At 70.1% G+C, this 24,479-nt stretch carries 21 protein-coding genes and 1 tRNA gene; 11 read left to right on the top strand and 11 right to left on the bottom strand.

Annotation, left to right across the window (positions count from 1 at the left end):
- Nucleotides 1-143: hypothetical protein (locus tag Manayef4_RS24755; protein ID WP_175443314.1), on the bottom strand; the 143-nt coding region annotated here is incomplete at its 3' end.
- A gap of 363 nt (nt 144-506) precedes the next feature.
- Here Manayef4_RS24755 and Manayef4_RS04375 point away from each other — a divergent pair.
- Nucleotides 507-1,121 carry a hemolysin III family protein gene (locus Manayef4_RS04375; protein ID WP_070130709.1) on the top strand — a complete coding sequence of 205 codons (615 nt, stop codon included), beginning with the start codon at nt 507-509 and terminating at the stop codon, nt 1,119-1,121.
- Between the two features lie 40 nt (nt 1,122-1,161).
- On the opposite strand, the gene Manayef4_RS04370 is transcribed toward Manayef4_RS04375, so the two are convergent.
- Both Manayef4_RS04370 and Manayef4_RS04365 read right to left on the bottom strand, forming a co-directional pair.
- Nucleotides 1,162-1,713, bottom strand: a complete 552-nt coding sequence (locus Manayef4_RS04370; RefSeq protein WP_011438273.1) for a hypothetical protein — start codon at nt 1,711-1,713, stop codon at nt 1,162-1,164.
- 199 nt (nt 1,714-1,912) lie between these two features.
- Nucleotides 1,913-3,934, bottom strand: coding sequence for a thioredoxin domain-containing protein (locus Manayef4_RS04365; RefSeq protein ID WP_070130708.1), 2,022 nt, complete (start codon nt 3,932-3,934; stop codon nt 1,913-1,915).
- A gap of 275 nt (nt 3,935-4,209) precedes the next feature.
- On the opposite strand from Manayef4_RS04365, the gene Manayef4_RS04360 reads away from it, so the two are divergent.
- On the top strand, nt 4,210-7,404 hold the full coding sequence (locus tag Manayef4_RS04360; protein ID WP_139139997.1) for a class I tRNA ligase family protein: 3,195 nt from the start codon (nt 4,210-4,212) through the stop codon (nt 7,402-7,404).
- A 20-nt stretch (nt 7,405-7,424) separates the two neighbouring features.
- Here the strand turns inward: Manayef4_RS04360 and Manayef4_RS04355 are convergent, their stop codons facing one another.
- The gene (locus tag Manayef4_RS04355) at nt 7,425-7,787 is read right to left on the bottom strand and encodes a hypothetical protein (protein WP_023840081.1); all 363 of its coding nucleotides are present in this window, start codon (nt 7,785-7,787) and stop codon (nt 7,425-7,427) included.
- Between the two features lie 222 nt (nt 7,788-8,009).
- Nucleotides 8,010-8,912: a mycothiol conjugate amidase Mca gene (gene mca / locus Manayef4_RS04350; protein WP_070130707.1), complete on the bottom strand. Its 903-nt coding sequence runs from the start codon at nt 8,910-8,912 to the stop codon at nt 8,010-8,012.
- A gap of 456 nt (nt 8,913-9,368) precedes the next feature.
- Here mca and greA point away from each other — a divergent pair, with 456 nt between their 5' ends.
- From greA to Manayef4_RS04335, 3 genes are all read left to right on the top strand, one after another.
- Nucleotides 9,369-9,851 (top strand): transcription elongation factor GreA, encoded by a 483-nt coding sequence (greA, locus tag Manayef4_RS04345; protein WP_070130722.1) that lies wholly within the window; start codon nt 9,369-9,371, stop codon nt 9,849-9,851.
- 123 nt (nt 9,852-9,974) lie between these two features.
- On the top strand, nt 9,975-11,414 hold the full coding sequence (locus Manayef4_RS04340; protein WP_175443313.1) for a magnesium chelatase: 1,440 nt from the start codon (nt 9,975-9,977) through the stop codon (nt 11,412-11,414).
- A 44-nt stretch (nt 11,415-11,458) separates the two neighbouring features.
- Nucleotides 11,459-13,453: a hypothetical protein gene (locus tag Manayef4_RS04335; RefSeq protein ID WP_070130705.1), complete on the top strand. Its 1,995-nt coding sequence runs from the start codon at nt 11,459-11,461 to the stop codon at nt 13,451-13,453.
- On the opposite strand, the gene Manayef4_RS04330 is transcribed toward Manayef4_RS04335, so the two are convergent.
- The gene (locus Manayef4_RS04330; protein ID WP_070130703.1) at nt 13,373-13,996 is read right to left on the bottom strand and encodes a PadR family transcriptional regulator; all 624 of its coding nucleotides are present in this window, start codon (nt 13,994-13,996) and stop codon (nt 13,373-13,375) included. The two genes, Manayef4_RS04335 and Manayef4_RS04330, sit on opposite strands and share 81 nt — an antisense overlap.
- A gap of 224 nt (nt 13,997-14,220) precedes the next feature.
- Here Manayef4_RS04330 and Manayef4_RS04325 point away from each other — a divergent pair, with 224 nt between their 5' ends.
- Both Manayef4_RS04325 and Manayef4_RS04320 read left to right on the top strand, forming a co-directional pair.
- A complete protein-coding gene (locus Manayef4_RS04325) occupies nt 14,221-15,372 on the top strand; it encodes a hypothetical protein (protein ID WP_011438282.1) in 1,152 nt (383 codons plus the stop codon).
- Nucleotides 15,373-15,427: 55 nt separating this feature from the next.
- Entirely contained in the window at nt 15,428-15,889 is a 462-nt protein-coding gene (locus Manayef4_RS04320) for a membrane protein (RefSeq protein WP_011438283.1), read from the top strand.
- Nucleotides 15,890-15,932: 43 nt separating this feature from the next.
- Here Manayef4_RS04320 and Manayef4_RS04315 read toward each other — a convergent pair whose 3' ends face one another.
- Nucleotides 15,933-16,835, bottom strand: coding sequence for an alpha/beta fold hydrolase (locus Manayef4_RS04315; protein ID WP_011438284.1), 903 nt, complete (start codon nt 16,833-16,835; stop codon nt 15,933-15,935).
- 196 nt (nt 16,836-17,031) lie between these two features.
- Between Manayef4_RS04315 and Manayef4_RS04310 the strand changes: the two genes are divergently transcribed.
- Nucleotides 17,032-18,726, top strand: coding sequence for an MBOAT family protein (locus Manayef4_RS04310; RefSeq protein ID WP_070130702.1), 1,695 nt, complete (start codon nt 17,032-17,034; stop codon nt 18,724-18,726).
- Nucleotides 18,727-18,913: 187 nt separating this feature from the next.
- Nucleotides 18,914-19,963: a DUF459 domain-containing protein gene (locus Manayef4_RS04305; RefSeq protein ID WP_011438286.1), complete on the top strand. Its 1,050-nt coding sequence runs from the start codon at nt 18,914-18,916 to the stop codon at nt 19,961-19,963.
- Between the two features lie 50 nt (nt 19,964-20,013).
- Here the strand turns inward: Manayef4_RS04305 and Manayef4_RS04300 are convergent, their stop codons facing one another.
- Nucleotides 20,014-20,304 (bottom strand): hypothetical protein, encoded by a 291-nt coding sequence (locus Manayef4_RS04300; protein WP_235462825.1) that lies wholly within the window; start codon nt 20,302-20,304, stop codon nt 20,014-20,016.
- Between the two features lie 199 nt (nt 20,305-20,503).
- Here Manayef4_RS04300 and Manayef4_RS04295 point away from each other — a divergent pair, with 199 nt between their 5' ends.
- Complete coding sequence (locus tag Manayef4_RS04295; RefSeq protein WP_011438288.1) at nt 20,504-20,731, top strand: DUF4287 domain-containing protein; 228 nt, start codon at nt 20,504-20,506, stop codon at nt 20,729-20,731.
- A gap of 173 nt (nt 20,732-20,904) precedes the next feature.
- The gene (locus Manayef4_RS04290; RefSeq protein WP_023840079.1) at nt 20,905-21,315 is read left to right on the top strand and encodes a PPOX class F420-dependent oxidoreductase; all 411 of its coding nucleotides are present in this window, start codon (nt 20,905-20,907) and stop codon (nt 21,313-21,315) included.
- A gap of 111 nt (nt 21,316-21,426) precedes the next feature.
- On the opposite strand, the gene Manayef4_RS04285 is transcribed toward Manayef4_RS04290, so the two are convergent.
- The 3 genes from Manayef4_RS04285 to Manayef4_RS04275 all read right to left on the bottom strand — a co-directional run bounded on the left by Manayef4_RS04285 (nt 21,427) and on the right by Manayef4_RS04275 (nt 24,401).
- Complete coding sequence (locus Manayef4_RS04285) at nt 21,427-22,185, bottom strand: Bax inhibitor-1/YccA family protein (protein ID WP_070130698.1); 759 nt, start codon at nt 22,183-22,185, stop codon at nt 21,427-21,429.
- 242 nt (nt 22,186-22,427) lie between these two features.
- Nucleotides 22,428-22,502: transfer RNA gene (locus Manayef4_RS04280), tRNA-Leu, on the bottom strand.
- 351 nt (nt 22,503-22,853) lie between these two features.
- On the bottom strand, nt 22,854-24,401 hold the full coding sequence (locus Manayef4_RS04275) for an NAD(P)/FAD-dependent oxidoreductase (RefSeq protein WP_070130696.1): 1,548 nt from the start codon (nt 24,399-24,401) through the stop codon (nt 22,854-22,856).
- Nucleotides 24,402-24,479 lie beyond the last annotated feature (78 nt).

Below are 24,479 nucleotides of genomic sequence, written 5' to 3'. Positions count from 1 at the left end.
CGATCGAACTCCGCCTCTGATCCATCGCACCACTCAACCCGATCCGGCTGAGTGAGTTCGGCAATCTCGCGCACCCAGGCAACCAGCCTGGCGTGCCTCGTGGGGGCCACGTCCAGCCCCGAAACCTGTGCCGCGGTTGTCACAGCTCACACCTCCGGTCGAGTCGAACCTGCCGCGCTCTCTTCCCATATGCAGGTACCCACTTGAGAACTCGAACGTACTCGTGGAMGTTCAGACAAAACCCACAATATAGGGGAAGTTCGAGGCCACGTTCAGGATCATTAGACTGTACCGCGCGTTCCGTCCGCAGTCGCGCGATAGCGAGTGCGCAGAAGCGTCGGATCCATCACGCACCGATACGGACCGACCGCTGCCGTCCAGCTCCGCTTCGTGACGGCGGCAACCCTCGGGTTATCGTTCTCGGCGTGGCTTCCCTCGTACAGCAGCCAGCCGGGCCTCCGCAGACGGACATCGCCTCGCACCCGCGTGACCTGGTGCGACCKCGCATGCGGGGATGGCTACATGCCGGCGCGTTCCCGATCAGCCTGACACTAGGCGTCATTGCGGTGGCACTGGCTACCACGCTGCGTGCCCGGCTCGGTATCGCGGTTTACGCCCTGAGTATTGCGGCCCTCTTCGGAACGAGCGCCCTCTATCACCGGACGATGTGGTCGACATCACGTGCCCGGGCGCGCATGAAGCGTCTCGACCACTCAATGATCTTTGTTTTCATCGCCGGGACTTACACCCCCTTCGCCCTKATCGCGATGCCGCCGACGACCGCTCGGGTGGTCCTGGCGGTGGTGTGGGGAGGGGCGGGACTCGGCGTCGCCATCCGGATGCTGTGGCTGCACTCGCCGCGGTACCTGACCGTGCCGCTCTACATCGCGCTCGGCTGGGTAGCCGTCTTCGTGATCCCGGAGCTCGCCCACCGGGCCGGGATCGCCTCGATGGTACTTCTGCTCGTGGGGGGGGTCTGCTACAGCCTCGGCGCCGTCGTCTACGCCTGCCGGCGACCGGACCCGGCACCCACGATCTTCGGCTACCACGAGGTGTTCCATGCCTTCACCCTCGTCGCCGCGACCTGCCACTACATTGCGCTGCTCTTCGCCATCTACTAACAGCCTTCCCCCGCACGGCGGCTACCGGGGGCTCCGGCGGCTACAGCCGAGGGCCCACCGAGCGGATCTTCTCCACCTGTTCCATGGCCTCCCGGAGCTGGCGCAGCCAGCTGTCGGCGTTCTCGCCCACCAGACGTACGCACCAGGCGAGGGCCTCGCTGCGGCTGCGCGCCACCCCCGAGTCGACGAGGGTGTCGAGCACCTGGCGTTCCGGCTGGCGCAGCCGAGTCATCACCGGCACGGACAGCGCGGTGAACAGCTCGGTGGTGTCACCGACGGTCGCGCCCCACGCCACCTTGCGGTTGTACCGATGTTCGGCCTTCGTGGCGATGGCGATCCGTTCCTCACGGGTCTGCTCCCGGAACCGCCGGATCCGGGCCCCCGTCGCCGACGGCCCTCCTCCGGGCGCGACGCCGCCGGCCGCGAGTACCCCGATGACCGTGATCTCGTCCCGGTCCACGACCACCGTGGGCATCCCGGCGAACCACCCGGCCGGGATGTGCTCGGCGAACCAGGCTGCGGCGTCGTCCGCCGGAACCACCTCCGCCCGCTCCCCCGGTCTGCCGTACCCCCGTCCACGCGGACCGGACATGACGTGTCCCCTCGATCTCCGATCGGGACCCGCGCGCGGGCCCGGCCTGCCGGCTGATCCGGACCCGGAGGCCCGATCTGGCACTCCAGAGCGGATCCGAAGAACCCCTCGTGACAATTACATGCTTACCGCACCGCCAGTCTTACCGCATCACCAGTGCAACATGCTTACCGCATCACCAGTGAAAGAAGAGGGACGGTCAGCTGGCCACCTTCACCCCGAGTTGGCGGCGCACCTCGGCTGCGGTCCGGGCCGGCAGCTCACAGACGAAATCCCGGCACACRTACACCCCAGCCGTTTCCCGGCCGACGGTCAGCGGTCCGCTGGTCACCACGACCGCACCGGGCGCCGTGCCGAGGCGGGCGAGCCGTTCCAGCGCCGGGCTGTCCACGACCGCGACCTCGGCCGGCCCGGCCAGCAGCGCCTCGGCGACCGCACCGGCCCAACCGGCGAACCGGGCATCMCGGGCCAGCAACGGAGCGACGCGCGCCACCGTCGTCTMGGCGGCCGACCGGTGTTCGGTGGAACCGGTCAACGCCGCGTAGCTGACCAGGGCGCCGGCGACAGCCGCCTGGCCCGACGGGGTCGCCGAGTCCGAGTCGTCCCGCGGCCGGCGCAACAGCACCTCCGCGTCGTCCGCGGTATCGAAGAACCCCCCGTCAGAGGCCGCGAACCGATCACGGACGATGTCCAGCAGCGTCCCAGCGAGCGCGAGCCACTCCGGATCGCCGGTGACCTGGTGCAGGGTGAGCAGTCCCTCGGCGACGTCGCCGTAGTCCTCCAGTACCCCGGCGTTCACGCCAACCCGCCCGTCCCGGCTCGTCCGGCGCAGGCGTCCGTTGACGAGATGCACGTCCCGGAGCAGGACGGCGGCCTGTTCGGCGGCCCGCACCCAGTCCGGCTCGTCGAACAACGCGCCAGCCTCGGCCAACGCCGCGATGGCCAGGCCGTTCCAGGCGGCCACCACCTTGTCGTCGCGAGCCGGCTGCGGCCGGGTCGCCCGTGCCGCGGCCAGGGCCGCGCGGACCGCCGCGAACCTCGCCGGATCGTCCGGGTCCGCCGGCAGGCGCAGCACCGACGTACCACGTTCGAAACTGCCCTGCTCGGTGACGCCGAAGACGCCGGCGGCCCACCGCCCGTCTTCCGGCCCGAGGACGGCGACGAACTGGGCGGGTGTCCAGGCGTAGCTGGCCCCCTCCTCGGGGTGCGCTCCCGCCGGGGCAGCGCTCGCGGGAACGGCATCCGCGGGAACGGCATCCGCGTCGAGCGCCGAGGCGAACCCCCCCTGGGGGGTGCGCAGATCCGCAAGCAGGAAGGCTGCCGTCTCCCGGACCACCCGTTCGGCCAGTGCCGACCCGGTGGCCCGCCACAGGTGCAGGTAGACCCGCAGCAGCAGCGCGTTGTCGTAGAGCATCTTCTCGAAGTGCGGGACCGTCCACGTCGCATCGACGCTGTACCGGGCGAACCCCCCGGCGAGCTGGTCGTAGATGCCCCCACGCGCCATCCGTTCGCAGGTCACCGCGACCATCTCCAGGCTGCGCGCGTCCCCCGTGCGGGCGGAGTGYCGCAGCAGCATCTCGGCGACCATGGACGGCGGGAACTTCGGCGCACCGCCGAATCCACCGTGACGGGCGTCAAAGCGGGCCGACAGCCCCGCCACGGCGGTGTCGAGCAGAGCCGGGGTGATCTCGGCTGCGAGACCGGACGCCGGACCACGCGTCGCCGCCTCGGCGAGCCGGCGGGCGATGTCCRCCCCCGACTCCTCGATCTCGTCCCGCCGGGTCCGCCAGGCCTCGGTGACCGCCGTCAGGACCTGGCGGAACGACCCCATGCCGGGCCGGGGACGCGGCGGGAAGTAGGTGCCGGCGAAGAACGGCTCGGCGGTAGGGGTGAGGAACACCGTCATCGGCCAGCCGCCGTGCCCGGTCAGGGCGACGGTGACGTCCATGTAGACGGAGTCGACGTCGRGCCGCTCCTCCCGATCCACCTTGATGTTGACGAAGTGGTCGTTCATGTACTCGGCGGTCGCGGCGTCCTCGAACGATTCGTGCGCCATGACATGGCACCAGTGGCAGGATGCGTAGCCCACCGAGAGCAGCACCGGCACCCCCCGCCGGGCCGCCTCGGCGAAGGCCGCCGGGCTCCAGGGCCACCAGTCGACCGGGTTGTCCGCGTGCTGCAGCAGGTACGGAGACGTCTGCTCCGCGAGCTTGTTAGGCACCCGAACTCCTCATGATCTGCGTGTCCGCCAGGCCCGCGGAACCCCGTAGGCCTCTGGATATGCAACCAAAGGCGCGCCCAGGTAGTCCGCCCTCATCTCCACGCCGCGCCGACGTGATCGGCGCGCTTCCTCGACCGGCCCGCCGCGCCGACGTACCCGGCGGATAGGCTCGTGGGACCGCACGATCCCCGCCGTCCGCTCGCCCGACCGCCGTCCGTCAGGCCGCCGTTCCCGCCGCGAGAGCGGTGAGAGGGTCGACGTACCAACGAGTTTGGATGGCACGAGCGATGAGTGAGACGGCCGAGCCCGGCGCCCGGACCGGCGCCGCGGACACCACGGTGGCACCGACCGGTGCGTCTGGCGGGATCATCCCGGCAGCCGCGGGCACCGCGGGCGGCGCCCCCGCCGGGACCGGGAGCGTCGAGCCGAGCTTCCGGTACGACGCCCGGCTCGCCGCCGACATCGAGCGGCGCTGGCAGCGCCGGTGGGCCGACGAGGGCACGTTCAACTCGCCGAACCCGGTCGGGCCGCTCTCGACGGGCTTCGAGAAGGTCGCCGGCCGGGAGCCGTTCTACATCATGGACATGTTCCCCTATCCGAGCGGCTCGGGGCTGCACGTCGGGCACCCGCTGGGGTACATCGGCACCGACGTGTTCGCCCGCTATCTGCGGATGTCCGGCCGGCACGTGCTGCATCCGTTCGGATACGACTCCTTCGGCCTGCCCGCCGAGCAGTACGCCATCAACACGGGCCAGCATCCCCGCGACACCACCAACGCCAACATCGCCAACATGCGCCGCCAACTCTCCCGGCTGGGGCTGGGCCACGACACCCGCCGCGAGATCGCGACGACCGACGTGGGCTACTACCGCTGGACGCAGTGGATCTTCCAGCAGATCTTCAACAGCTGGTACGACCCGMAGGCCGGCCGGGCCCGGCCGATCGCCGAGCTGATCGAGGAGTTCGCCGCGGGCACCCGGGCGCYGGTAGCCGGCCCCGCCGGGGGGAACACGGCCGTGTCGGTTGACGCGGTCCGGGCGGCGAACCCGGCCGGGCTGGCGTGGACCGAACTCGACGAGGTGTCCCGCCGGAAGGTCGTCAACGCGCACCGCCTGGCCTACATCTCYGAACAGCTGGTCAACTGGTGCCCGGGGCTGGGCACCGTGCTGGCGAACGAGGAGGTCACCGCCGACGGCCGCAGCGACATCGGGAACTACCCAGTGTTTCGCCGGCCGCTGAAGCAGTGGATCCTGCGGATCACCGCCTATGCCGAGYGGCTGATCTCCGACCTCGACCTGGTCGACTGGCCGGACTCGATCAAGCAGATGCAGCGCAACTGGATCAGTCCGAGCGAGGGCGCCAGCGTCGAGTTCACCGTCGTCGCCCCCGGCGAGGAGGCAGGTGCGTCCGATCCGTCTGGCTCATCGACCGCCCGGCGTATCGAGGTCTATACCACCCGCCCGGACACCCTGGCGGGGGCCACCTTCCTGGTACTCGCGCCCGAACATCCCCTGGCCGACGCCCTGATCGCCGACACCTGGCCGGCGGACACCCCGGTGAGCTGGCGCTTCCCGGCGGGACGGCCGGGYGGCGGCACGGAACCGGCGGACACCGCCGGGCCGGAGGCGGGCGCCGATCCGGCGTGGACCCCGCGAGCCGCCGTCGACGCCTACCGGGAGTTCGCGGCCCACCGCAGCGACCGGCAGCGCGGCGAGGAGGTCATCGACCGCACCGGCGTGTTCACCGGCTCGTACGTGCGCAACCCGGTCGGTGGCGGGGTCATCCCGGTCTTCCTGGCCGACTATGTGCTGCTGGGCTACGGCACCGGGGCAATCATGGCGGTACCGGCGCACGACAGCCGGGACTTCTCCTTCGCCCGCGCGTTCGACCTGCCGATCCCCGCCGTGCTGGAGCCGGACGCGGACTGGTACGCCGCGCACGGGGTAGTGCCCGCGACTCCATCAGCGCAGTGGCCCGAGGCGTTCAGCGGTGCGGGCGAGTATCGGCCCGGTCCGGCCAGCGCCCCGGTGCTGGTCGGCCTGTCGAAAAGCGAGGCGATCAAGGCCACGGTTCACTGGCTGGAGGAGATCGGCGCCGGCAGGTCGGCGCGGTCGTACCGGCTGCGGGACTGGCTGTTCTCCCGCCAGCGGTACTGGGGCGAGCCGTTCCCGATCGTCTTCGACGTCGACGGGCTGCCCCACGCGGTTCCCGACGAGCTGCTGCCGATCGAACTGCCGGAGATGACCGACTTCCGGCCCACGGCGATGGCCGAGGACGACGCGAGCGACCCGGTGCCCCCCCTGGCCCGGGTGGCCGACTGGGTGACGGTCACCCTGGATCTCGGCGACGGGCCGAAGCAGTACCGGCGCGAGACGAACACCATGCCGCAGTGGGCCGGTTCGTGTTGGTACTACCTGCGCTACCTGGACCCGACCAACACCGAGCGCTTCGTCGACCCGACCGTCGAGCGCTACTGGATGGCCAGGCCGGGCGCGGTTCCCGGCGACGGCGGCGTCGATCTGTACGTCGGCGGTGTCGAGCACGCCGTGCTGCACCTGCTCTACGCCCGGTTCTGGCACAAGGTGCTCTACGACCTGGGCCACGTCTCCACCAAGGAGCCGTTCAAGCGGCTGTTCAACCAGGGATACATCCAGGCGGATGCCTTCACCGACGCCCGGGGCATGTACGTCCCGGCGGCCGAGGTGACGGCGACCCCCGACGGCCGGTTCCTCTTCCAGGGCGCCCCGGTCAACCGGCGCTCGGGCAAGATGGGCAAGAGCCTGAAGAACAGCGTCAGCCCGGACGAGATGTACGACAGGTTCGGCGCCGACACGCTGCGCGTCTACGAGATGGCGATGGGCCCGCTCGACGCTGACCGGCCATGGCACACCGACGACATCGTCGGTTCGCACCGGTTCCTCCAGCGGCTGTGGCGCACCGTCGTCGACGAAACCACCGGGGCGGCCGCCGTCGTTGACGAGCCGTTGGACGGCGAGGCTCTTCGCGTCCTGCACCGGACGATCCTCACGGTCACCGCCGAATACGCGGGGCTGCGGTTCAACACCGCGGTCGCCCGGCTCATCGAACTAACCAACTTCGTCAGCAAGAGCTACGGGAAATCCCCCACCCCCCGCGCGCTCGCCGAGCCRCTCACCCTGATGGCGGCCCCGCTGGCCCCGCACATCGCCGAGGAACTGTGGTCCCGCCTCGGTCACGAGGAGTCGGTCAGCACGGTCGCCTTCCCGATCGGGGATCCGGCGCTGGCCGCCGAGTCGGTCAGGACGATCCCGGTCCAGGTGAACGGGAAGGTCCGGTTCACCATCGAGGTTCCGGACGGTTCAGCGGAGCAGACGGTTCGCGATCTGCTCGCCGCACATCCCGAGTTCGCCCGGCAGACCGATGGTCGGACGATCAAGAAGATCATCGTCGTGCCCGGTCGGATCGTGAATATCGCCATCTCCCCCGCCTAGCCGGGGTCTGCGGCAGCCGCCTACCGATCGCTCCCCGCGGAGCCCGCGGGGGGTCCAGGCTGGGTCGGCAGGTCCAGCTGCTCGCCGCCACCCGCCAGGCCCGCCGTGCTACCGGCGCCGGCGGTGCCGGCGGTCTCCTCGACGACCTCCCCGTCGATAACCGGCCCGTCTCCACCGTCCAGCCGGCGCATCGCGTTCGGATCAGGGTCGACGCCGGCGAACTCGCCGCTGGCGACGTTCGACCGCATCCGGCGCAGGCTCTTCGAGAGGAAGAAGAAGATCACACTGGAGGCCGCGATCAGTGCCAGGACGACGAGGAGCCCGACGGCTCCGGCGTCGATCTTCCTCTCGACCAGCACGGAAGCGGCGAAGACCTCGTTCACGGGCACGTCCTCACACCTGGTGTCCTCTGGTGTCCGCCACACCTGCTGTCACCGCCCGCCACGGGGACACTCCACGACGGGCGCCGATTCCGACCCTACGCCCTGCCGTACGAGTCCTCCGCCTCCGCGGTCACGCACCGTTGACTAGATCACATACTGTTCGAAAAGTCACATGCCATCCGAAAAGTCACATGCCACCTGAAAGGTMAGGTTACCGGAGAGTCACACGCCGTTGAACAGATCGTCTTCGGGCAGCATGCCGACCTCGATAAGAGAACGGGCCAGCTGGTAGTCCTCTGTCGGCCAGGCGTCCCGCTGCACCTCCAGGGGTATCCGGAACCACCATCCGGTGGGGTCGACCTGGGTGGYGTGGGCGATCAGTGCCCGGTCGCGGGTCTCGAACCAGTCCGCGCACTCCACCTGGGTGGTGAGCCGACCGGTGTCCTCGGCRCGGTCGACCCACTCGGCCAGCCGCTCGGCATAGGGGGACTCCAGACCGCGGGCCATCATCTCCTCGTGGAGAGCGAGGACGCGCTCCTTGTGGAAGGTGAGGTGGTAGTAAAGCTTGAGCGGCTGCCAGGGTTCGAGGCCGGCGTCGACACCGACCTCGGGATAACGGTCGGGATCACCGGCCGCCTCGAACGCCTCCACACTGACCCGATGGGTCATGATGTGGTCGGGATGCGGATACCCGCCCGACTCGTCGTAGGTCGTGATGACCTGCGGCCGGAACTGACGGATCAACCGGACCAGCGGACGGGCCGCCTCGCCGAGCGCGATGGTGGCGAACCGCCCGTCCGGAACAGGCGGCGGCGGATCGCCCTCAGGCAGTCCGGAGTCGACGAAGCCGAGCCACTCCTGGCGGACCCCGAGGATGAGCCGGGCGGCCTCCATCTCCTGCCTGCGGATCTCCGCCATCCGGGCGGCGACACCCGGCTGGTCCATCGCGGGGTTGAGGATGCTGCCCTCCTCTCCCCCGGTACACGTGACCACGAGGACGTCGGCGCCCTCGCTGGCGTAACGTGCCATGGTGGCGGCGCCTTTGCTGGACTCGTCATCGGGGTGGGCGTGGATGGCCATCAGGCGCAGGCCATGCCGATCGTGGACCGCGGGCATGCGGCCCATTGTTCCTGATGCCTCGACGTTGCTGATGCCTCGACGTTCCTGATGCCTCGACGTTGTTCCGGGCTCACCGGTCTGGGTGATCCGACCTCGTCCGAGGAACCGCCGGGGCCCGCCCCGCGTTCGGTCTGGAAAAGTCACCCAACGCCGTGGCACAATGCACCGTCCGCGCATGCTTCGACGGCAGGCCTGCCGTCGACCGGCGCACCGACATCGTCGTCGGCCCGGTCCGGAGGGCCGATGGACGACGGCCGGTTCCGTCGTCCTCCCACCCCTGCGTGAAGCATGCGTGGTCGAGGTCGAAGGCAAGGGCTGTCGGATCACCCGTAAGGGCTGACCCGCCGGTCCGGAGCTTCCGGGCGGTCCAGACGCCGCCAGAGCCACCAAGCCCGACATCGGATTCCTTGATTCATTTTGGTATGATGACCCTTTTGATGTTCACCGAGGAGCGTGACCCGCGTGACGCAGCAGACTTGGCTCACCCAGGAGGCATACGACCGGCTCCGCTCCGAGCTCGACTACCTGACCGGCCCGTGGCGTACGGAGATCGCGACCAAAATTGAGGCTGCCCGCGAGGAGGGCGACCTCAAGGAAAACGGCGGCTACCACGCGGCCAAGGAGGAGCAGGGCAAGCAGGAGGCCCGGATTCGCCAGCTCACGGACCTGCTGCGCGACGCCCAGGTCGGCGAGGCACCCGCGGCGACCGGCGAGGCCRGCCCCGGCACCGTCGTCGAGGTGCGCTTCTCCGGCGAACGGGAGACGGAGAAGTTCCTCATCGGCTCGCGTGAGGACCACAGCACGCCCATCGAGGTCTTCTCCCCGGCGTCCCCGCTAGGCGGCGCGGTGAGCGGGCACAAGGCGGGCGAGACCGTCTCCTACACGCTGCCCAACGGCCGTTCGGCCAAGGTCGAGATCGTCTCGGTGTCGCCCTACTCGGGCTGACTACGCCAGCAGCGGACGAGCGCCGGCCCGGCTGCACGGGTGGCGGCGTCGGCGTACCGTCAACGGGTGGAGGATCTGCCGGCACAGCCCAGTCATTCCATACCACCGACCGTGCCCCCGACCGTGGCATCTGCGGTCCACCCGCCGACGGCCGCCGCCCCGCAGTTCACCACCCTGGGTGGGCTGCGCCGCAGCGGGCACGCGCACCGCCCGGTGCGGACGGAGCTGCGCGACAACCTCGTCGCCCTGATGCAGGGCGACGGCCCCCGGTTCCCGGGCATCGTYGGTTTCGACGAGACCGTCCTTCCCCAGGTCGAGCGGGCCATCCTGGCCGGTCACGACATCGTCTTCCTCGGCGAGCGCGGGCAGGGCAAGACCCGGCTCATCCGCACTCTGGTGAGTCTGCTCGACGAGTGGTCGCCGGCCGTCGCCGGCTGTGAGATCAACGACCACCCCTACGCGCCGGTCTGCGGCCGATGCCGGGCGCTGGCGGCCGATCTCGGTGACGCGCTGCCGGTGGTCTGGCGGCACCGCGGCGAGCGGTTCAGCGAGAAGCTCGCGACCCCGGACACGAGCGTCGGCGACCTCATCGGCGACGTCGACCCGGTGAAGGTCGCCGAGGGCCGCACGCTCGGCGATCCCGAGACGGTCCACTACGGGCTGGTGCCACGCACCAACCGCGGGATCTTCAGCGTCAACGAGCTGCCCGACCTCGCCGAACGGATCCAGGTCGCGCTGCTCAACGTGCTGGAGGAGCGGGACATCCAGGTCCGCGGCTACCTGCTCCGGTTGCCGCTGGACCTGCTGCTGGTCGCCTCGGCCAACCCCGAGGACTACACCAACCGGGGGCGGATCATCACGCCGCTCAAGGACCGGTTCGGCGCCGAGGTCCGCACCCACTACCCGCTGCACCTCACCGACGAACTGGCGCTGATCCGCCAGGAGGCGGTGATGTCCTGGGCGGGGTCCCCGCTCGGCGCACCGGAGATACCCGATCACCTGGTGGAGATCGTGGCCCGGTTCACCCGGCTGGTGCGCGACGCCCCCCAGGTCGACCAGCGCTCGGGGGTGTCGGCCCGGCTGTCGGTGGCCGCGRCCGAGACGGTGGCGGCTTCGGCGGTCCGCCGCGCGGCGCTGACCGGCGAGGAGACGCCCACCRCACGGGTGGTCGACCTCGCCGCGATCGTCCCGGCGGTACGCGGCAAGGTCGAGTTCGACCAGCTGGAGGAGGGCCGGGAGGACGAGGTCCTCGCGCTGCTGTTGCGCCGCGCGGTGGCCGAGACATTCCGGGCAAGGCTGGCCGGCGCGGACCTCACCGGCCTGCAGGCCCGCTTCGACGCGGATGGCCCGGTCGAGACCGGCGACCTGGTAGCGGCGGCCGAGCTGCTGCGCCGGGTCGGGCCGGTGCCCGGGCTCGCGGCGATCCTGACCAGGCTCGGCGTGGACGGGGCGGAGTCGCCGGGGCTCGCGGCGGCCGCGCTGGAGCTGGCGATGGAGGGACTGCACCTCAACCGCCGGCTGGYCAAGGAAGAGCTTCCCGGACGGACCGTCTACGGCACCTGACCCGGCGGCACCTGGCCTCGGCACGGAAGCTTCCAGGAGGAACAGTGAATTCCGGAACATTCCGGTATGGCCCGTGGGACGGCGGACCCGACCCACTCGCCTCTCCCTTCACCGCGTCCGACGCCCTGGATGAGATGTCCCGCCAGATTCTGGAGGGACGCACCCCGCGGGAGGCTCTGGAGTCGCTGCTGCGCCGGGGCATGCCGGGCCGGCGTGGTCTGGACGACATGCGCCGGGCCGTCGAGCGGCACCGGCGRGAGGCCCGATCCCACGGCCGGATGGACGGGACACTCCAAGAGGTCCGCCGGCTGCTCGACACCGCCGTGGGCCAGGAACGGGCGGCGCTGTTCCCCGACCCCTCCGACGACGCCCGGCTGCGCGAAGCCGAGCTGGACGCGCTGCCCGCGGACCCCGCCCGTGCGGTGCGCTCGCTCGCCGAGTATGACTGGCGGTCCCCGCCGGCCCGCGAGACGTACGAGAAGATCTCCGAGCTGCTGCGTCGCGAGGTCCTCGATTCCCAGTTCAAGGGGATGAAGCAGGCCCTGGAGGGGGCCACGCCCGAGGACTTCGCCCGGATCCGGGAGATGGTCGGCGCGCTCAACGCCCTGCTGGAGGCGGACGCCCGCGGTGAGGACACCGACGAGGCGTTCGCCCGGTTCATGCGGGAGTTCGGCGACTTCTTTCCGGAGAACCCCGGCTCGCTGGAGGAACTGGTTGACGCGCTGGCCCGCCGGGCCGCCGCCGCCGCGCGGTTGCTGGCCGGGCTCACCCCGCAGCAGCGCTCCGAACTCGCCGATCTGATGTCCACGGCGATGGAGGACCTGGGGCTCGCCGCGGAGATGTCACGACTGGCGCAGGCGCTGCGCGCGTCCCGACCTGACCTCAACTGGGGTGGACGGCTGCGGGGGCGGGCCGGCCGGTTGGGCGACGGCCTGAGCGGCGAGGAACCGCTCGGTCTCGGCGACGCCACCACCGCGCTGGAGGAGCTCGCGGAGCTGGACGAACTGGCCGCCGCGCTGGGGCAGGACTACGCCGGGGCCTCCCTGGAAGACGTTGACCCCGAGGCGGTGGCCCGGGCGCTGGGCCGGTCCGCCGTCGACGATCTGCGAGGGCTGCAGGAGATCGAACGGGAGCTGGAGCGGCAGGGATTCCTCACCCGCCGGGCCGGGAGCCTCGAGCTCACCCCGCGGGCGGTGCGCCGGATCGGGCAGGCCGCACTGGCCCGGATCTTCCGGCAGGTCTCCGCCCGGGGCCGCGGGGATCACAGCGTGACCGACGCGGGTTCCGCCGGGGATCTGCTGGGCACCTCCCGGGCCTGGCAGTTCGGCGACACCCAGCCGATCGACGTCGTCCGCACGGTCCGCAACGCGGTGCTGCGCGGCGGTCCGCCCGGCCGGGGCCACCCGATCCGCCTGGCGGTGGCCGACTTCGAGGTCGCCGAGACGGAGCGCCGCGCCACGGCGGCGGTGTGCCTGCTCGTCGACCTGTCCTACTCGATGGCGCTGCGGGGCACCTGGGGCATCGCGAAGTCGACGGCACTCGCGCTGCACACGCTCGTCAGCACGTCGTTCCCGCAAGACAAGATCCACATTGTCGGCTTCTCGGACTACGCCCGGGAGCTGCGGYCGGTCGAGCTCGCCGGGCTCGACTCCGAGATGGTGCAGGGCACGAACCTGCAGCACGCCCTGCTCATCGCTGGCCGGTTGCTGAGCCGCTACCCGCAGTCGGAGCCGGTCATCATGGTGGTCACCGACGGTGAGCCCACCGCGCACCTGCTGCGCGACGGTACTCCCTCGTTCTCCTGGCCGCCGATGCCCGAGACCCTGGAGCTGACCCTGGCCGAGGTCGACCGGCTCACCCGGCGCGGCGTGACCGTCAACGTGTTCATGCTCGACGACGAGCCACGGCTGGTGCAGTTCGTCGAGGAGATAGCCAGACGCAACGGCGGGCGGGTTCTCTCACCCGATCCCGCCGCCCTCGGCAACTACGTCATCCGGGACTACCTGCGGGCCCGGGGCAGGCACCGCACCGCCCGCTGACCGCCGCGCCACCCCGCCCGGCTCGGCGGCGAGGCGTTCCCAGAACTCGACCGCGAGCYCCTCGTAGCCGAGCCCGAGATCGAGGGTCCGGCGCAGCGACCAGGCCAGGGCGCCCGCGGGCAGCGCGATCAGGGAGCGGTACACCTCCAGGTGAGCGCGATGCGCCGCCGCCTGGGCCCGCGCGAGCCGGCTGACATCACCCGGCCGGCCCAGATCGGCGAATGCCAGCTTGAGCAGGCCGGGATCGCGCAGCTCGGTGCGCCCGGCCTCCGGGACGGTGAGCCACGCGGCCAACCTGCTCCGGCCGGCGTCGGTCAGGCGAAAGATCCGCCGCCTGCGGCCGGACTCCTCCCGTTCCTCCGAGAGGAGTCCGGCCGCGGCAAGGCGGGGCGGCTCCTTGTAGAGCTGGGCGTGCGGAAACGACCAGAAGTTACCGATCGAGCCRGCAACCGCGACCTTGAGCTCGTACGGAGTGGCGCTGCCAYGCCGCGCCACCTCCCCCAGGACCAGATACGACACCGGCGTCAGCGCGATTCCAGCCATGGTCTCGATGATATGGCTTGAATGATACGGGTTGAATGATACGGGTTTATAGGTACCGTCTCTTCCGGACTATCTAGCACCTAGCCGTCTTACCCCTACAGCCCTCTCCAACCGGCCCATGGAGAGGGGTCGACAAGGGCGGGAGGCGCGGCCCGCCGACCCACCCGTCCCACAACGCCCGCGAGCCGCCACAGAAGGCGACAGTACTGCTACTCTGCGCTGTCGTGACGTCACGGAGTGCAGACCAGGAGTCCGAGCGACGGGCGGACGCGGCACGCCTCCGCCCACTCCCGCCGGCGGATGTACCCGGCGCCACCCGGGCCCGCCCACGCCCGCCGGCGCGATCGAGGCTCACCGTCGCGATCCTGCTGACGGCGGGCGTCGCGCTGGCACCCGCGGCCCTTCCGGCCAGCCCCGCCCAGGCGGCGTCGGACACCGGGCGAGGGGGCGCGCCGATCGCCGCCACGTACCCGGGATCCACCGCGGGACAGCTCCTCTCGGCGCCGGGGGCGGTGACCCTCGCCGAGCAGCGCGAGGTCGAACGGTACTGGAGCGCGCAGCGGCGGGCCCGAGCCTTCGGGGCCCGCACGAACGACCATGCCGATGCCGCCCCCCTCAGTCCCGGGCCGGCCCCGCCTGCCGCCGGCGACTCCGAAACGGCCGCGAGCGACGCTCCCCCGCCCCCGAGCGCCGGAACGCCCTACACCCGGGGCGGGCTGGTGACCACGACCACCGGCCGGTTGTTCGCCACCATCGGCGGCAGTGACTACGCCTGCTCCGCGAGCGTCGTGTCCAGCCCCAGCCGTGACCTCGTGGTCACCGCGGGGCACTGCGTGCACGGCGGTAGCGGGGAACAGTTCGCGCGGAACGTCATCTTCATCCCCGGGTTCGACAACGGCGCGATGCCCTACGGCATCTGGACCGCCCGCCGGCTTACCGTGACGTCCGGGTGGGCCCGCCAGGACGACTTCGACGTCGACACCGGCTTCGCCCTGTTCAACCCGTCCCCGTCCCGCGGCCGTCATCTCGAGGACACGGTCGGATCCCAGGGCATAGCCTTCGATCTTCCGGGGACGTATCCGCAGTACACCTTCGGCTACCCGCGGCTGCCCCCCTACGACGGCAGCCAACTCGTCTACTGCGCCGGCCCCGGCTTCGGCGACCCCTACGGCAGCCCGTCGATCGGCGTCGCCTGCCGCATGACGGCCGGCGCCAGCGGCGGGCCACTACTCACCGGCCTCGGCCGGCTCGGTTCCGGGCACGGCTGGGTCGACGGGGTGGTCAGCTACGCCTATGCCGGAGTCAACGACAAGCTGTACGGAACTCACTTCGGCGACGTGGTGAAGTCGCTCTACTACCAGTCCTACCGGCTCTAGCGGATCGCCGTCCCCCGGGATACGGCCGACGGACGACGATCGATACCTTCTGCGCATGCCGCATTCGGGCAGCTTCGGGCTCCTCCTGACCGTGCACGTCGTTCTCGGGGTCTTCGTCATCGGTCCGCTGACGCTGATCACCGTGGTCACCCCGCGCCTGCTGCGGTTGGGGGCCGGTGCCCTGCCGATCCTGCGCCTGTGCGTGCGGATGATCCGGGCTCTCGCGCTCGCCTCACTGCTCATCGTCGTGACGGGCCTCGGGCTGGTGCATCAGGGATCATTCGGCAGCGTGCGGTCGCTGGGCGACCCCTGGCTGTCGGGTGCCCTCGTGCTGTGGGTGGTGGCCACCGGGATCTCGCTGGGCATGATCGCGCCCGGGCTCGCYCACGCCGTCAAGGAGATCGACGCGGGCGGTGACACGCGTCGGCGTACCCTTCCAATCATGGGGGGTGTCGCCGTGAGCACCGCCTGCTGGATACTGATCATCGCTTTCATGGTCATCAAGCCCGGGACCTGACGCGGCCGGGCCACCGCGACGATCCGGGCAGGCGGGTCGTCGCTCAGCTCGCCTGCGCGAGCGTCCCGCGACGATCGACTTCCCCGCGATGCACGACATCGTCAAGCTTGTCCAGGATGCGACCCCAGACCTGGCGGGGGAGCTCATGCCCCATCCCGTCGATCTCCAGCAGCTCCGCGAGCGGGATCGCCGCGGCCGTCAACCGACCACCGAGGACCGGGACGAGCGGGTCCGCGTCACCGTGGACGACGAGGGTGGGGACCGGGAGCCGCGCGAGCCCGGGGGTGCGGTCGGGCGCCGCGAGCACGGCGGCGATCTGGCGCATGACCCCGACCGGGTTCGGGCGACGGCCCCATTGGATCTCGGCCCGCCGCCGCAGCCACGCCACGTCCGGCGCGAACAACGGCGAGCCCAGGACCTCCTGCGCCTCGTGCCCGGCGAGGACGAACTCCTCCAGGTCGGCCGGCGCCGGCCGCAGGAACAGCGCGATCGCCTCGGCGGTCGGCTGCACCCKGTGGTCACCCGGATGGGACATCATCGAGGTGAGGCTGCGCACCCGCTCGGGGTTCCCGAGGGCCACGATCTGGGCGATCATGCCACCCATCGAGCTGCCCATCAGGTGCGCCGACTCGATCCCGAGGGCGGTCAGCAGGCCGACCGCGTCCGCGGCCAGGTCCTCGAGCCGGTAGGGAGCGAGGTCGAAGCGACCGCTCAGGATCGCCGCCAGGTCGGGCCGACCGAGCTGGTCGAGATGAGTGGACAGTCCCACGTCCCGGTTGTCGAAGATGATCGTTCGATAACCGCGACGACCGAGCGCGGCCARCAGGTCCGGGTGCCAGCCGACGAGCTGCTGCCCGAGGCCGCCGATCAGGAGCAGCGGCAACCCGTCCTCGTCGCCGTGGATCTCGTAGGCGAGGTCGATGCCGTTGACTGAGACGATGCCCATGGTCGGAAGGTAGCCATCCCATGGCGCCGGCGCACGAGTTCCACCGGCAATCGGCCGGAGGCTACCCGAAAGGGCCAGGCGGATGCCGGCAGCGCGGCCGTCGAGCGGCGAACACCCCACCCATCAACTACTTTAGGTAGTCGCTCGACTTCCTAAAGCGATTATCCTGCTGGGCGACCCCACCGGACGGGCACACATGATCTTTCCGACGATCGAGTTTGCGGCGTTCCTTGTCGTGGTGCTGGCGATCTCCTGGCTGCTGATGCCCCGGCCGAGGCTGTGGAAGCCGTTCATCCTCGGGGCGTCGTATTTCTTCTACGGCTTCGCGGACGCACGCTTCGTGCTGCTGATCGTGGCCTCCACCTTGATCAACCAGGGTGCCGCCGTCGCGATCCACCGCTGGCGCGACCGCCGCGTCCTCATCGCCGCGATCGTCTGCGACCTCGGCCTGCTCGGCTGGTTCAAGTACTACAGCTTCTTCGCCCTGTCGGTGGACCGCGCGCTGGCCGAGATCGGTCTCCCCACGGCGCTGCCCCTGCTCCAGGTGGCGCTGCCGATCGGGATCTCGTTCTTCACCTTCCAGGCGCTGTCCTACGTCATCGACGTCCATCGCGGCACCAGCACACCCGCGTCGCTGCTGGACTTCSCCGTGTACGAGGCGTTCTTCCCGCATCTGGTCGCCGGTCCCATCGTGCGTGCGCGCGAGTTCATCCCCCAGCTCGCCACGCCACGGGACCCGAACCAGGTCCAGGCCACCCGGGCCGTGTTCCTGATCGTGGGCGGCCTGGTCAAGAAGGTGGTGCTCGCCGATCTGATCGCCTCACGCCTCGTCGACCCCGTCTTCGACGCACCCGGYCAGCACTCGTCGCTGGAGATCGCCACGGCCGGCTACGGCTACGCCGTGCAGATCTACTGTGACTTCTCGGCGTACTCCGACATCGCGATCGGGATCGCCCTCCTGCTCGGCTTCCGCTTCCCGGACAACTTCGACCGTCCCTACGCGGCCGTCACCCTGCAGGACTTCTGGCGCCGCTGGCACATGACCCTGTCCCGATGGCTACGGGACTACGTCTACCTACCGCTCGGAGGGAACCGGAAGGGGCAGCGGCGCACCTACCTCAACATCATGATCACCATGACTCTGGGTGGTCTCTGGCACGGCGCCGCCTGGACGTTCGTCCTGTGGGGAGCGCTGCACGGCGGTGGGCTGGTGACCGAACGCCGGATCCGGGCCCGACGGGCGGACCGGATCCGGGCGACGGAACGGGCCCGAGCCACGGGACAGGAGCAGATCCCGGGACGGGCCCGAGCCACGGGACAGGAACAGATCCCGGGACAGGCCGAATCGGCGGGGCTCTCCGCGATGCCGCTACCCCGGCCGGGATCGGAGAGCCCCGCACCGCTCCTTTCCGCTGGCGGATCCGGCGCCGTTATTGGTCCCGGTCCCGCTGCCGGCTTCGGCATCGCCGGCAGTTCCGCGGGGACGCCAACCACGGCGAGCCGCCGGACGATCATCGCCGCACAGGCCGCGCTTCCCGAAGCGGTCCCCAACCCGGTCCGCGCCTGGGCCGGCCGGCTGGCCGTCTTCCACTTCGTGTGTGCCACCTGGGTCCTGTTCCGAGCGCCCGACCTGGCAACGGCACGCGAGCTCGTCGTCCGGCTGTTCACCGCGAGCGGACCGGCGCCGCTGGTCACTCCGACGGTCCTCGCCGCCATCGGGGTGGGACTGGCCACCGCAGCCGTCCCGCGCGTCTGGTGGATCCACGCGCAGGCCGCCTTCACCCGACTGCGCCTTGGCGCCCAGATCGCGCTGCTCACCCCGAGCATCATGATCATTTATGCGATCGTCGGCCCACAGGACGTCGCGCCGTTCATCTACTTCCGCTTCTGAGTCACGCTCGCCTGCTCTCCCCAGCCCAACCCCGGTCCCGGAGCCTGAGTGTTACCCCGGCCGGGGTAACACTCAGGCCGGACGATACGAGCAACGGCGAGAGGGACTTTAACTTAGAGTAATCTAATAGCAACGCCCGATCACATTCCGGGACATCTGTGACCTGCGTCAACGAAGCCGAGGGGCGATGACTGAGCGTGAAGATTCGGCGCCACCGGGACCCCCGGCGACCGCACCCGCGGCGACCACCGGCGTCGTCCGGGTTCGGCAGGCCTTCCTGCTGGTAGCCGTCACCCTGGGTCTGCTGGCGGTGCTCCGCGCCTCGGCGATGGTGCACGCGGGCGAGGGCATGCGCCCAGGACTCACCCGCACGCTCGTGCTGGGCGTGGCCCGGCCGACCGAACGGATCACCCGGACCGTCCATCTCGACGAACCGGACCGGTGGTTGTCGCGCGCGTTTGGTCACGACGCCAAGTCCGGCGGCACCTTCTCCGAGCTGGCATCGGCGGCCAGCCGAGCTGAAGCCGAGCCCGATCGCCCCGGCGCCCTCGGGCCGGGCGCCGCCGGTTCCCACCGCTCCCCGCTGCCACCGCGCCACCCGACCGCGGCCGATCCGCTGCGCGTCCTGGTCACCGGGGACTCGCTGACGGAATCACTCGGTCCGAGCATCATGAACAGTGCGCCCGCCACGATCCGGGCACAGACCGAGACGCGGTTCGGCACGGGCCTGGTGCGGCCCGACTTCTTCGACTGGGCCACCCATGCCCGGGCGCAGATCACGCAGCGCAACCCAGAGCTGGTGATCGTCGCAATGGGCGGGAACGACGGCCAGGGCATCACGCTTGCGGACGGAACCGTCCTGCCGGCCGGATCGGACGCGTGGACCGCCGAGTACCAACGGCGTGCCATCGTCGTGATGCGGATCTGGAGCGGCGACGGAGCCCGCCGAGTGCTGTGGCTCAGCCTCCCGCCGGCCCGGTCGGACCAGCTTAACGGCTACTTCCGCCGGCTGAACGAGGCGACCCTCGACGCCACGACCAGGGTGGTCGGAGCCCGATATCTCGATCTCACCCCGTGGTTGTCGAAGAACGGCGCATACAGCGACTACCTCACCGGCACGGACGGTAACACCGTCCTGGCCCGAGCCCGTGACGGCGTGCACCTGAGTCTCGACGGCGCGCGGATCGCCGCGGGACACGTTCTGGAAACCGTGCGCAGCACGTGGAACCTGCGGTGAACGACGATCGGACCGACCGACCGAACTGGACGATCAGACCGACCGAACGCTCAACGGGGGCGGAACCCGAAGCCCGCGCCGTCCAGATCCCGGCGGGCCTCCAGGACGGCGGCCCGGGCGGCGGCCAGGACGTCGCGACCGGACGGCGCCGCCGCACCGGACACCGAGATCGCGGCGACGAGCTCGTCGGCGAGGACCGCGAGCTGGTCGGTCAGGGCATGCGGCGCCAGCCGCGGCGGACGAGCGCCGGCCGGCGCTCCCGTGCCGGCCCGCTCGCCGAGCGACGCCAGTTCGTCGAGCAGCCGAACGGCCCGCTCCGCCCTGGTACCACCGGATTCCACCGGAACATCCCATGATGACCCGGACCAACACTGAAGGCGGTGAATCAGCAGGCCGACCTCACGGATGAGATCACGGACCTCGTCGGACATCCGAGCAGGTTACCTGACGATGACGGGAACGGGTCTTGCTCTCTACTGTGGTATAGGGCACCCTCCAGACATGGTCCGTTGACGTCGGGTTTCACCTCAGGAGGCGCGCATGTCGCTGAACCGCTCCGCCCAGACCCACCAGATCCTCATCGAGCGGATACCGAAGGCAACCGGCCACGACGTGAACCACTGGCTCGATCGGCTCGACGACGGACCCGGCCTGCTCCGCTTCGCAGAGCGCGTCAACTGGCTGCGGGCCGAGCACGACCTGCCGCACTGCTATGCGGCGGCCCTGGTCCATGAGGCCGATCTGCGGCGGCGGGCGATCCGCGCGTAGACACTCGGCGGCCCGGCCGCGCAGGCCCGGCCGCTCGGTGGGGCGTCGAGGTACGGCCCGGCTTCCCKCAGCTGTCCCCCGCCCCATGGCGCCGGGTACCCGGCGCCATGGGGCGGACATGGTCCGCATCGTTGACGCGCCCGGTCGGCCACCGGACACATCACAATGACTGCATGAACCTCGACGCAGCCACTGAGTTCGTACGCGATCACCACCGGGCGGTGCTCAGCACCACCCGCCGGGATGGCACGCCCCAGATGTCACCGGTCACCGTCGGGGTGGACACCGACGGCCGTCTGCAGATCAGCAGCCGGCTCACCGCCTACAAGGTCCGCCACATCGAGCGGGATCCGACCGTACGGATCTGTGTGTTCCCCGATGAGTTCTTCGGGCCCTGGGTGCAGATCAACGGAACCGCCGAGATCGTCCGGCTACCGGCGGCGATGGACCTCCTGATCTCCTATTACCGAGACATCGCGGGTGAGCATCCCGACTGGGACGACTACCGGGCGGCGATGATCCGCGATCAGCGATGCATCATCCAGATCACTGCGCGGTCGGCGGGGCCGGACGTCTCGGGCTGAGGACCAGGCTTGAGGACACCCGCTATGCGCGCGCCCTGACCACGCGCGCCCTGACCCTGCCCGCCCTGACATGATCATCGGCAGGACCCGGCCCCACGACGGACCCGCGCGCTACTGCCGCAGCTTGGAGAGCAGGCGCAGCGTCTCCAGGTAGACCCAGACGAAGCCGATCAGCAGGCCGAATCCCGCCCGCCACGCCTCGGAACGCGGCGCATGGGACGCGATCGCCCGCTCGATGTAGTCGAAGTCGAGGATGAACTGCAGGCTCGCGACGCCGARCACAAGCAGGCTGAACAGGATGCCGAGCGGCGTCGCATCGTTGATCACCGGCAGGTGGCTTCCGCTGGTGGCCCTGATCACGAGGTCGGTCAGGCCGAGGAGCACGACCCCGAGGAGCACGCCGAACACGATACGGGCCATCCGGGGGGTGGCCCGTAGCCGACCACTACGGTAGGCGACCAGCATCGCGACGAAGATCAGACCGGTCCCGAGCAGGGCCTGCGGGATGATGCCGTTGAAGGCGTTCTCGTAGTAGCGCGAGACCGCCCCGACCGCCACCCCTTCGATCAGGGCGAAGGCGATGATGAGCGGCGGACTGATCAGGTTGCGAAACGAGACGAACAGGCTGATCGCCAGGGCGACGAGGCCGGCCCCCAGCGCGATGCCGGGCGAGTCCGGCGCGAGGGCCCAGCCGACCGCGCCACCGACCGCCAGCAGCGCGAACAGCCCCAGCGTGTGCACGACGACGTCGTCGATCGTGAGGGTGGTGGGCTGGCGGTAGTGGCTCGCCAGCTCCTCGGGGGTCGGCGTGGGAGGAGACGCGAACCCACCGCGACGGAACGCGGGGTTCGAGGAACGAAGGTCGGCCATGGAGCCGGCTCCTCTCGGTCGCCTCCGGGGAGGCATCACCCTCGGTGACTACAGCCTACGTCACCGTCTGGAACGTTCCTTGGGATACGGGAGTTCCCGGCGCACCGGGACACGGTGGATGGCGACAAGGCATCGCGGCGCACGTCCACGCGCGCATCCTCACAGCATCCCACAGCGACGAAGCCTTCCCCTCCTCGGCCGCGGTTCATCGGTCAGATGCCCGGATGACCGAGAAAGGATTGTGCCGGTGGTCGGAGTCGAACCGACACTCGAGCTGTTTTTAGGACAGCCTCCTCTACCAGTTGGGATACACCGGCTCGTCTACATCGCTGATGTTTCTACCACGCTACGTAGGGTCTGGGAATAACACATGCGGAAAAAGTGGTCCGGAGATGGCGGCACGACCGAAAGCGTGACTCATCGTGACGAGGATGCCAACTGTTCGCCATCCCCTTCGATCGGTGGACAGCTCAGATCGCTAAAAGGCGGGTCCACCGTCGGGTTTGGTCCTGACGGCCAGAGCGGAGACGCGGGAAAACACCCCCACCTAAGTGCCGTGAAGCCACGAGGGCCGGTGAACCATCGCAACCGGGCGACGATTCACCGGCCCGCAGGCTCCCGGCGTCCCTACCGTCACACGCCGGCCATGGTGCCGCCGGGCGCTCAGTTCACGTGCCGCGCGGACCGGGCGTCCGGCTCCGGCCGCGGGAGATCCTGCCGGTCGGTGCGGCCCGGACGACATCCTCACCCGGGGACGCGGCCTCACCACCCTCGGCCTCACCGCCCTCGGCATCGCCGGGCGAGTCGGCTGCGACGGCGGACGCGGGGGCGCGAGTGGTCCCGTTCCGCCCGGTCGTCGTGACCGGAGTGCCGGGCGTGCCTGGGGAGATGGCCGCGGCGAACGCGGACGGCATCGCCGCCCGGCGGAACTCGGCCCGGGGATCGGCGAAGGATCCGAGCGAGACGATCTCGCGGCGGAAGAACAGTGCCAACGACCAGTCCGCGACCACCCTGGTCTTGCGGTTGAGGGTGGGAACCCTGCTCAGGTGGTACGTCCGGTGCATGAACCAGGCGGGCCAGCCGCGCAGCTTGACCCCGTAGACCTCGGCGACACCCTTGTGCAGGCCCAGGGACGCCACGCTGCCGGCATAGCTGTGCTCGTATGGTTCGAGGGGCTCGCCGCGCAGCTCGGCGAGGATGTTGAGGGCCAGCCGGCGAGCCTGGCGGACGGCGTGCTGGGYCGAGGGACCGGTCGTGACATCCTCGCCCCTGGTCAGGTCGGGCACGGCCGCGCAGTCACCCGCGGCCCACGCGTCACCCACCCCGTCGATCTGCAGGAAGACGGTCGCGCGCACCCGGCCTTGATCGTCCAAGGGCAGATCCGTGTCGGCCAGCATCGGGTTCGCCCGCACCCCGGCCGTCCACACGATGGTGCCCGCGTCGAACTCCTCACCGTTATTCAGCACAACCCGCCCACCGACCAGGCTCTCCACCCGCGTGTTCAACCTGACGTCGATGCCCCGGTGCTCGAGCTGCCGGAGGGTATAAAGCCCCATTCCGGGTGAAACCTCGGGAAGAATACGGCCGGCGGCTTCAACGAGGACCCAACGCATATCCGTCGGTTCCAGATCAGGATAGAAAGAACACGCATCGCGGGCCATGTCCTCCAACTCGGCAAGAGCCTCTATTCCGGCATACCCTCCGCCGATGAAGAGAAAGGTCAGCGCCCGGCGCCGGACCGCGGGATCGGTCACCGAGGCGGCCGCGTCCAACCGGCTGATGACCTGATTACGGAGATAAATGGCCTCGGCCGCGCTCTTGAAGCCGATGCCCTGCTCCGCGAGCCCTGGGATTGGCAGGGTTCGCGCCACCGATCCCGGACACATCACCAAGATGTCGTACTTAAGATCAAATTTCTCGCCAAGGGATGGTTTGATCACGGCGGTCCGTGTCCCATGCGACACCTGAAGCGCGCTTCCGCTGACAACCCGACAGCCCTTCAGCACCTTACGTAGCGGCACCACCACGTGCCGTGGCTCAAGGTTGCCGGCCGCCGCTTCCGGGAGGAAAGGCTGATAGGTCATGTACGAGTTGGGCTCGACGACTGTGACCAATGCCTCGTCCTGGCGCAGCTTCCGCCGCAGCCGCAGGGCCGTGTACATGCCGACGTATCCTCCGCCGACGATGAGGATGTGCGGTGGTTGCCCGTAGCCCATGGCAAAAACGTACCCACGAGGGCCGTGTTACACCCTGGTCCCGGGCTGGCCGCCCAGCTTTTTTCGTGACGCAGGACA

This window comes from Frankia sp. CgMI4 (assembly GCF_001756285.1).
GTDB classification, from domain to species: Bacteria; Actinomycetota; Actinomycetes; order Frankiales; family Frankiaceae; genus Frankia; species Frankia casuarinae.
The sequence above is the reverse complement of the archived record's forward strand: the minus strand, read 5'-3'. Positions and strand labels throughout refer to the sequence as shown.

Bases quoted from the DNA above. Each gene is read 5' to 3' on its own strand.
- Manayef4_RS04370 (WP_011438273.1), bottom strand. From the start codon at position 1,713: ATGTCCGGTCCGCGTGGACGGGGGTACGGCAGACCGGGGGAGCGGGCG.
- Manayef4_RS04305 (WP_011438286.1), top strand. From the start codon at position 18,914: ATGACTGAGCGTGAAGATTCGGCGCCACCGGGACCCCCGGCGACCGCA.
- Manayef4_RS04295 (WP_011438288.1), top strand. From the start codon at position 20,504: ATGTCGCTGAACCGCTCCGCCCAGACCCACCAGATCCTCATCGAGCGG.
- Manayef4_RS04290 (WP_023840079.1), top strand. From the start codon at position 20,905: ATGAACCTCGACGCAGCCACTGAGTTCGTACGCGATCACCACCGGGCG.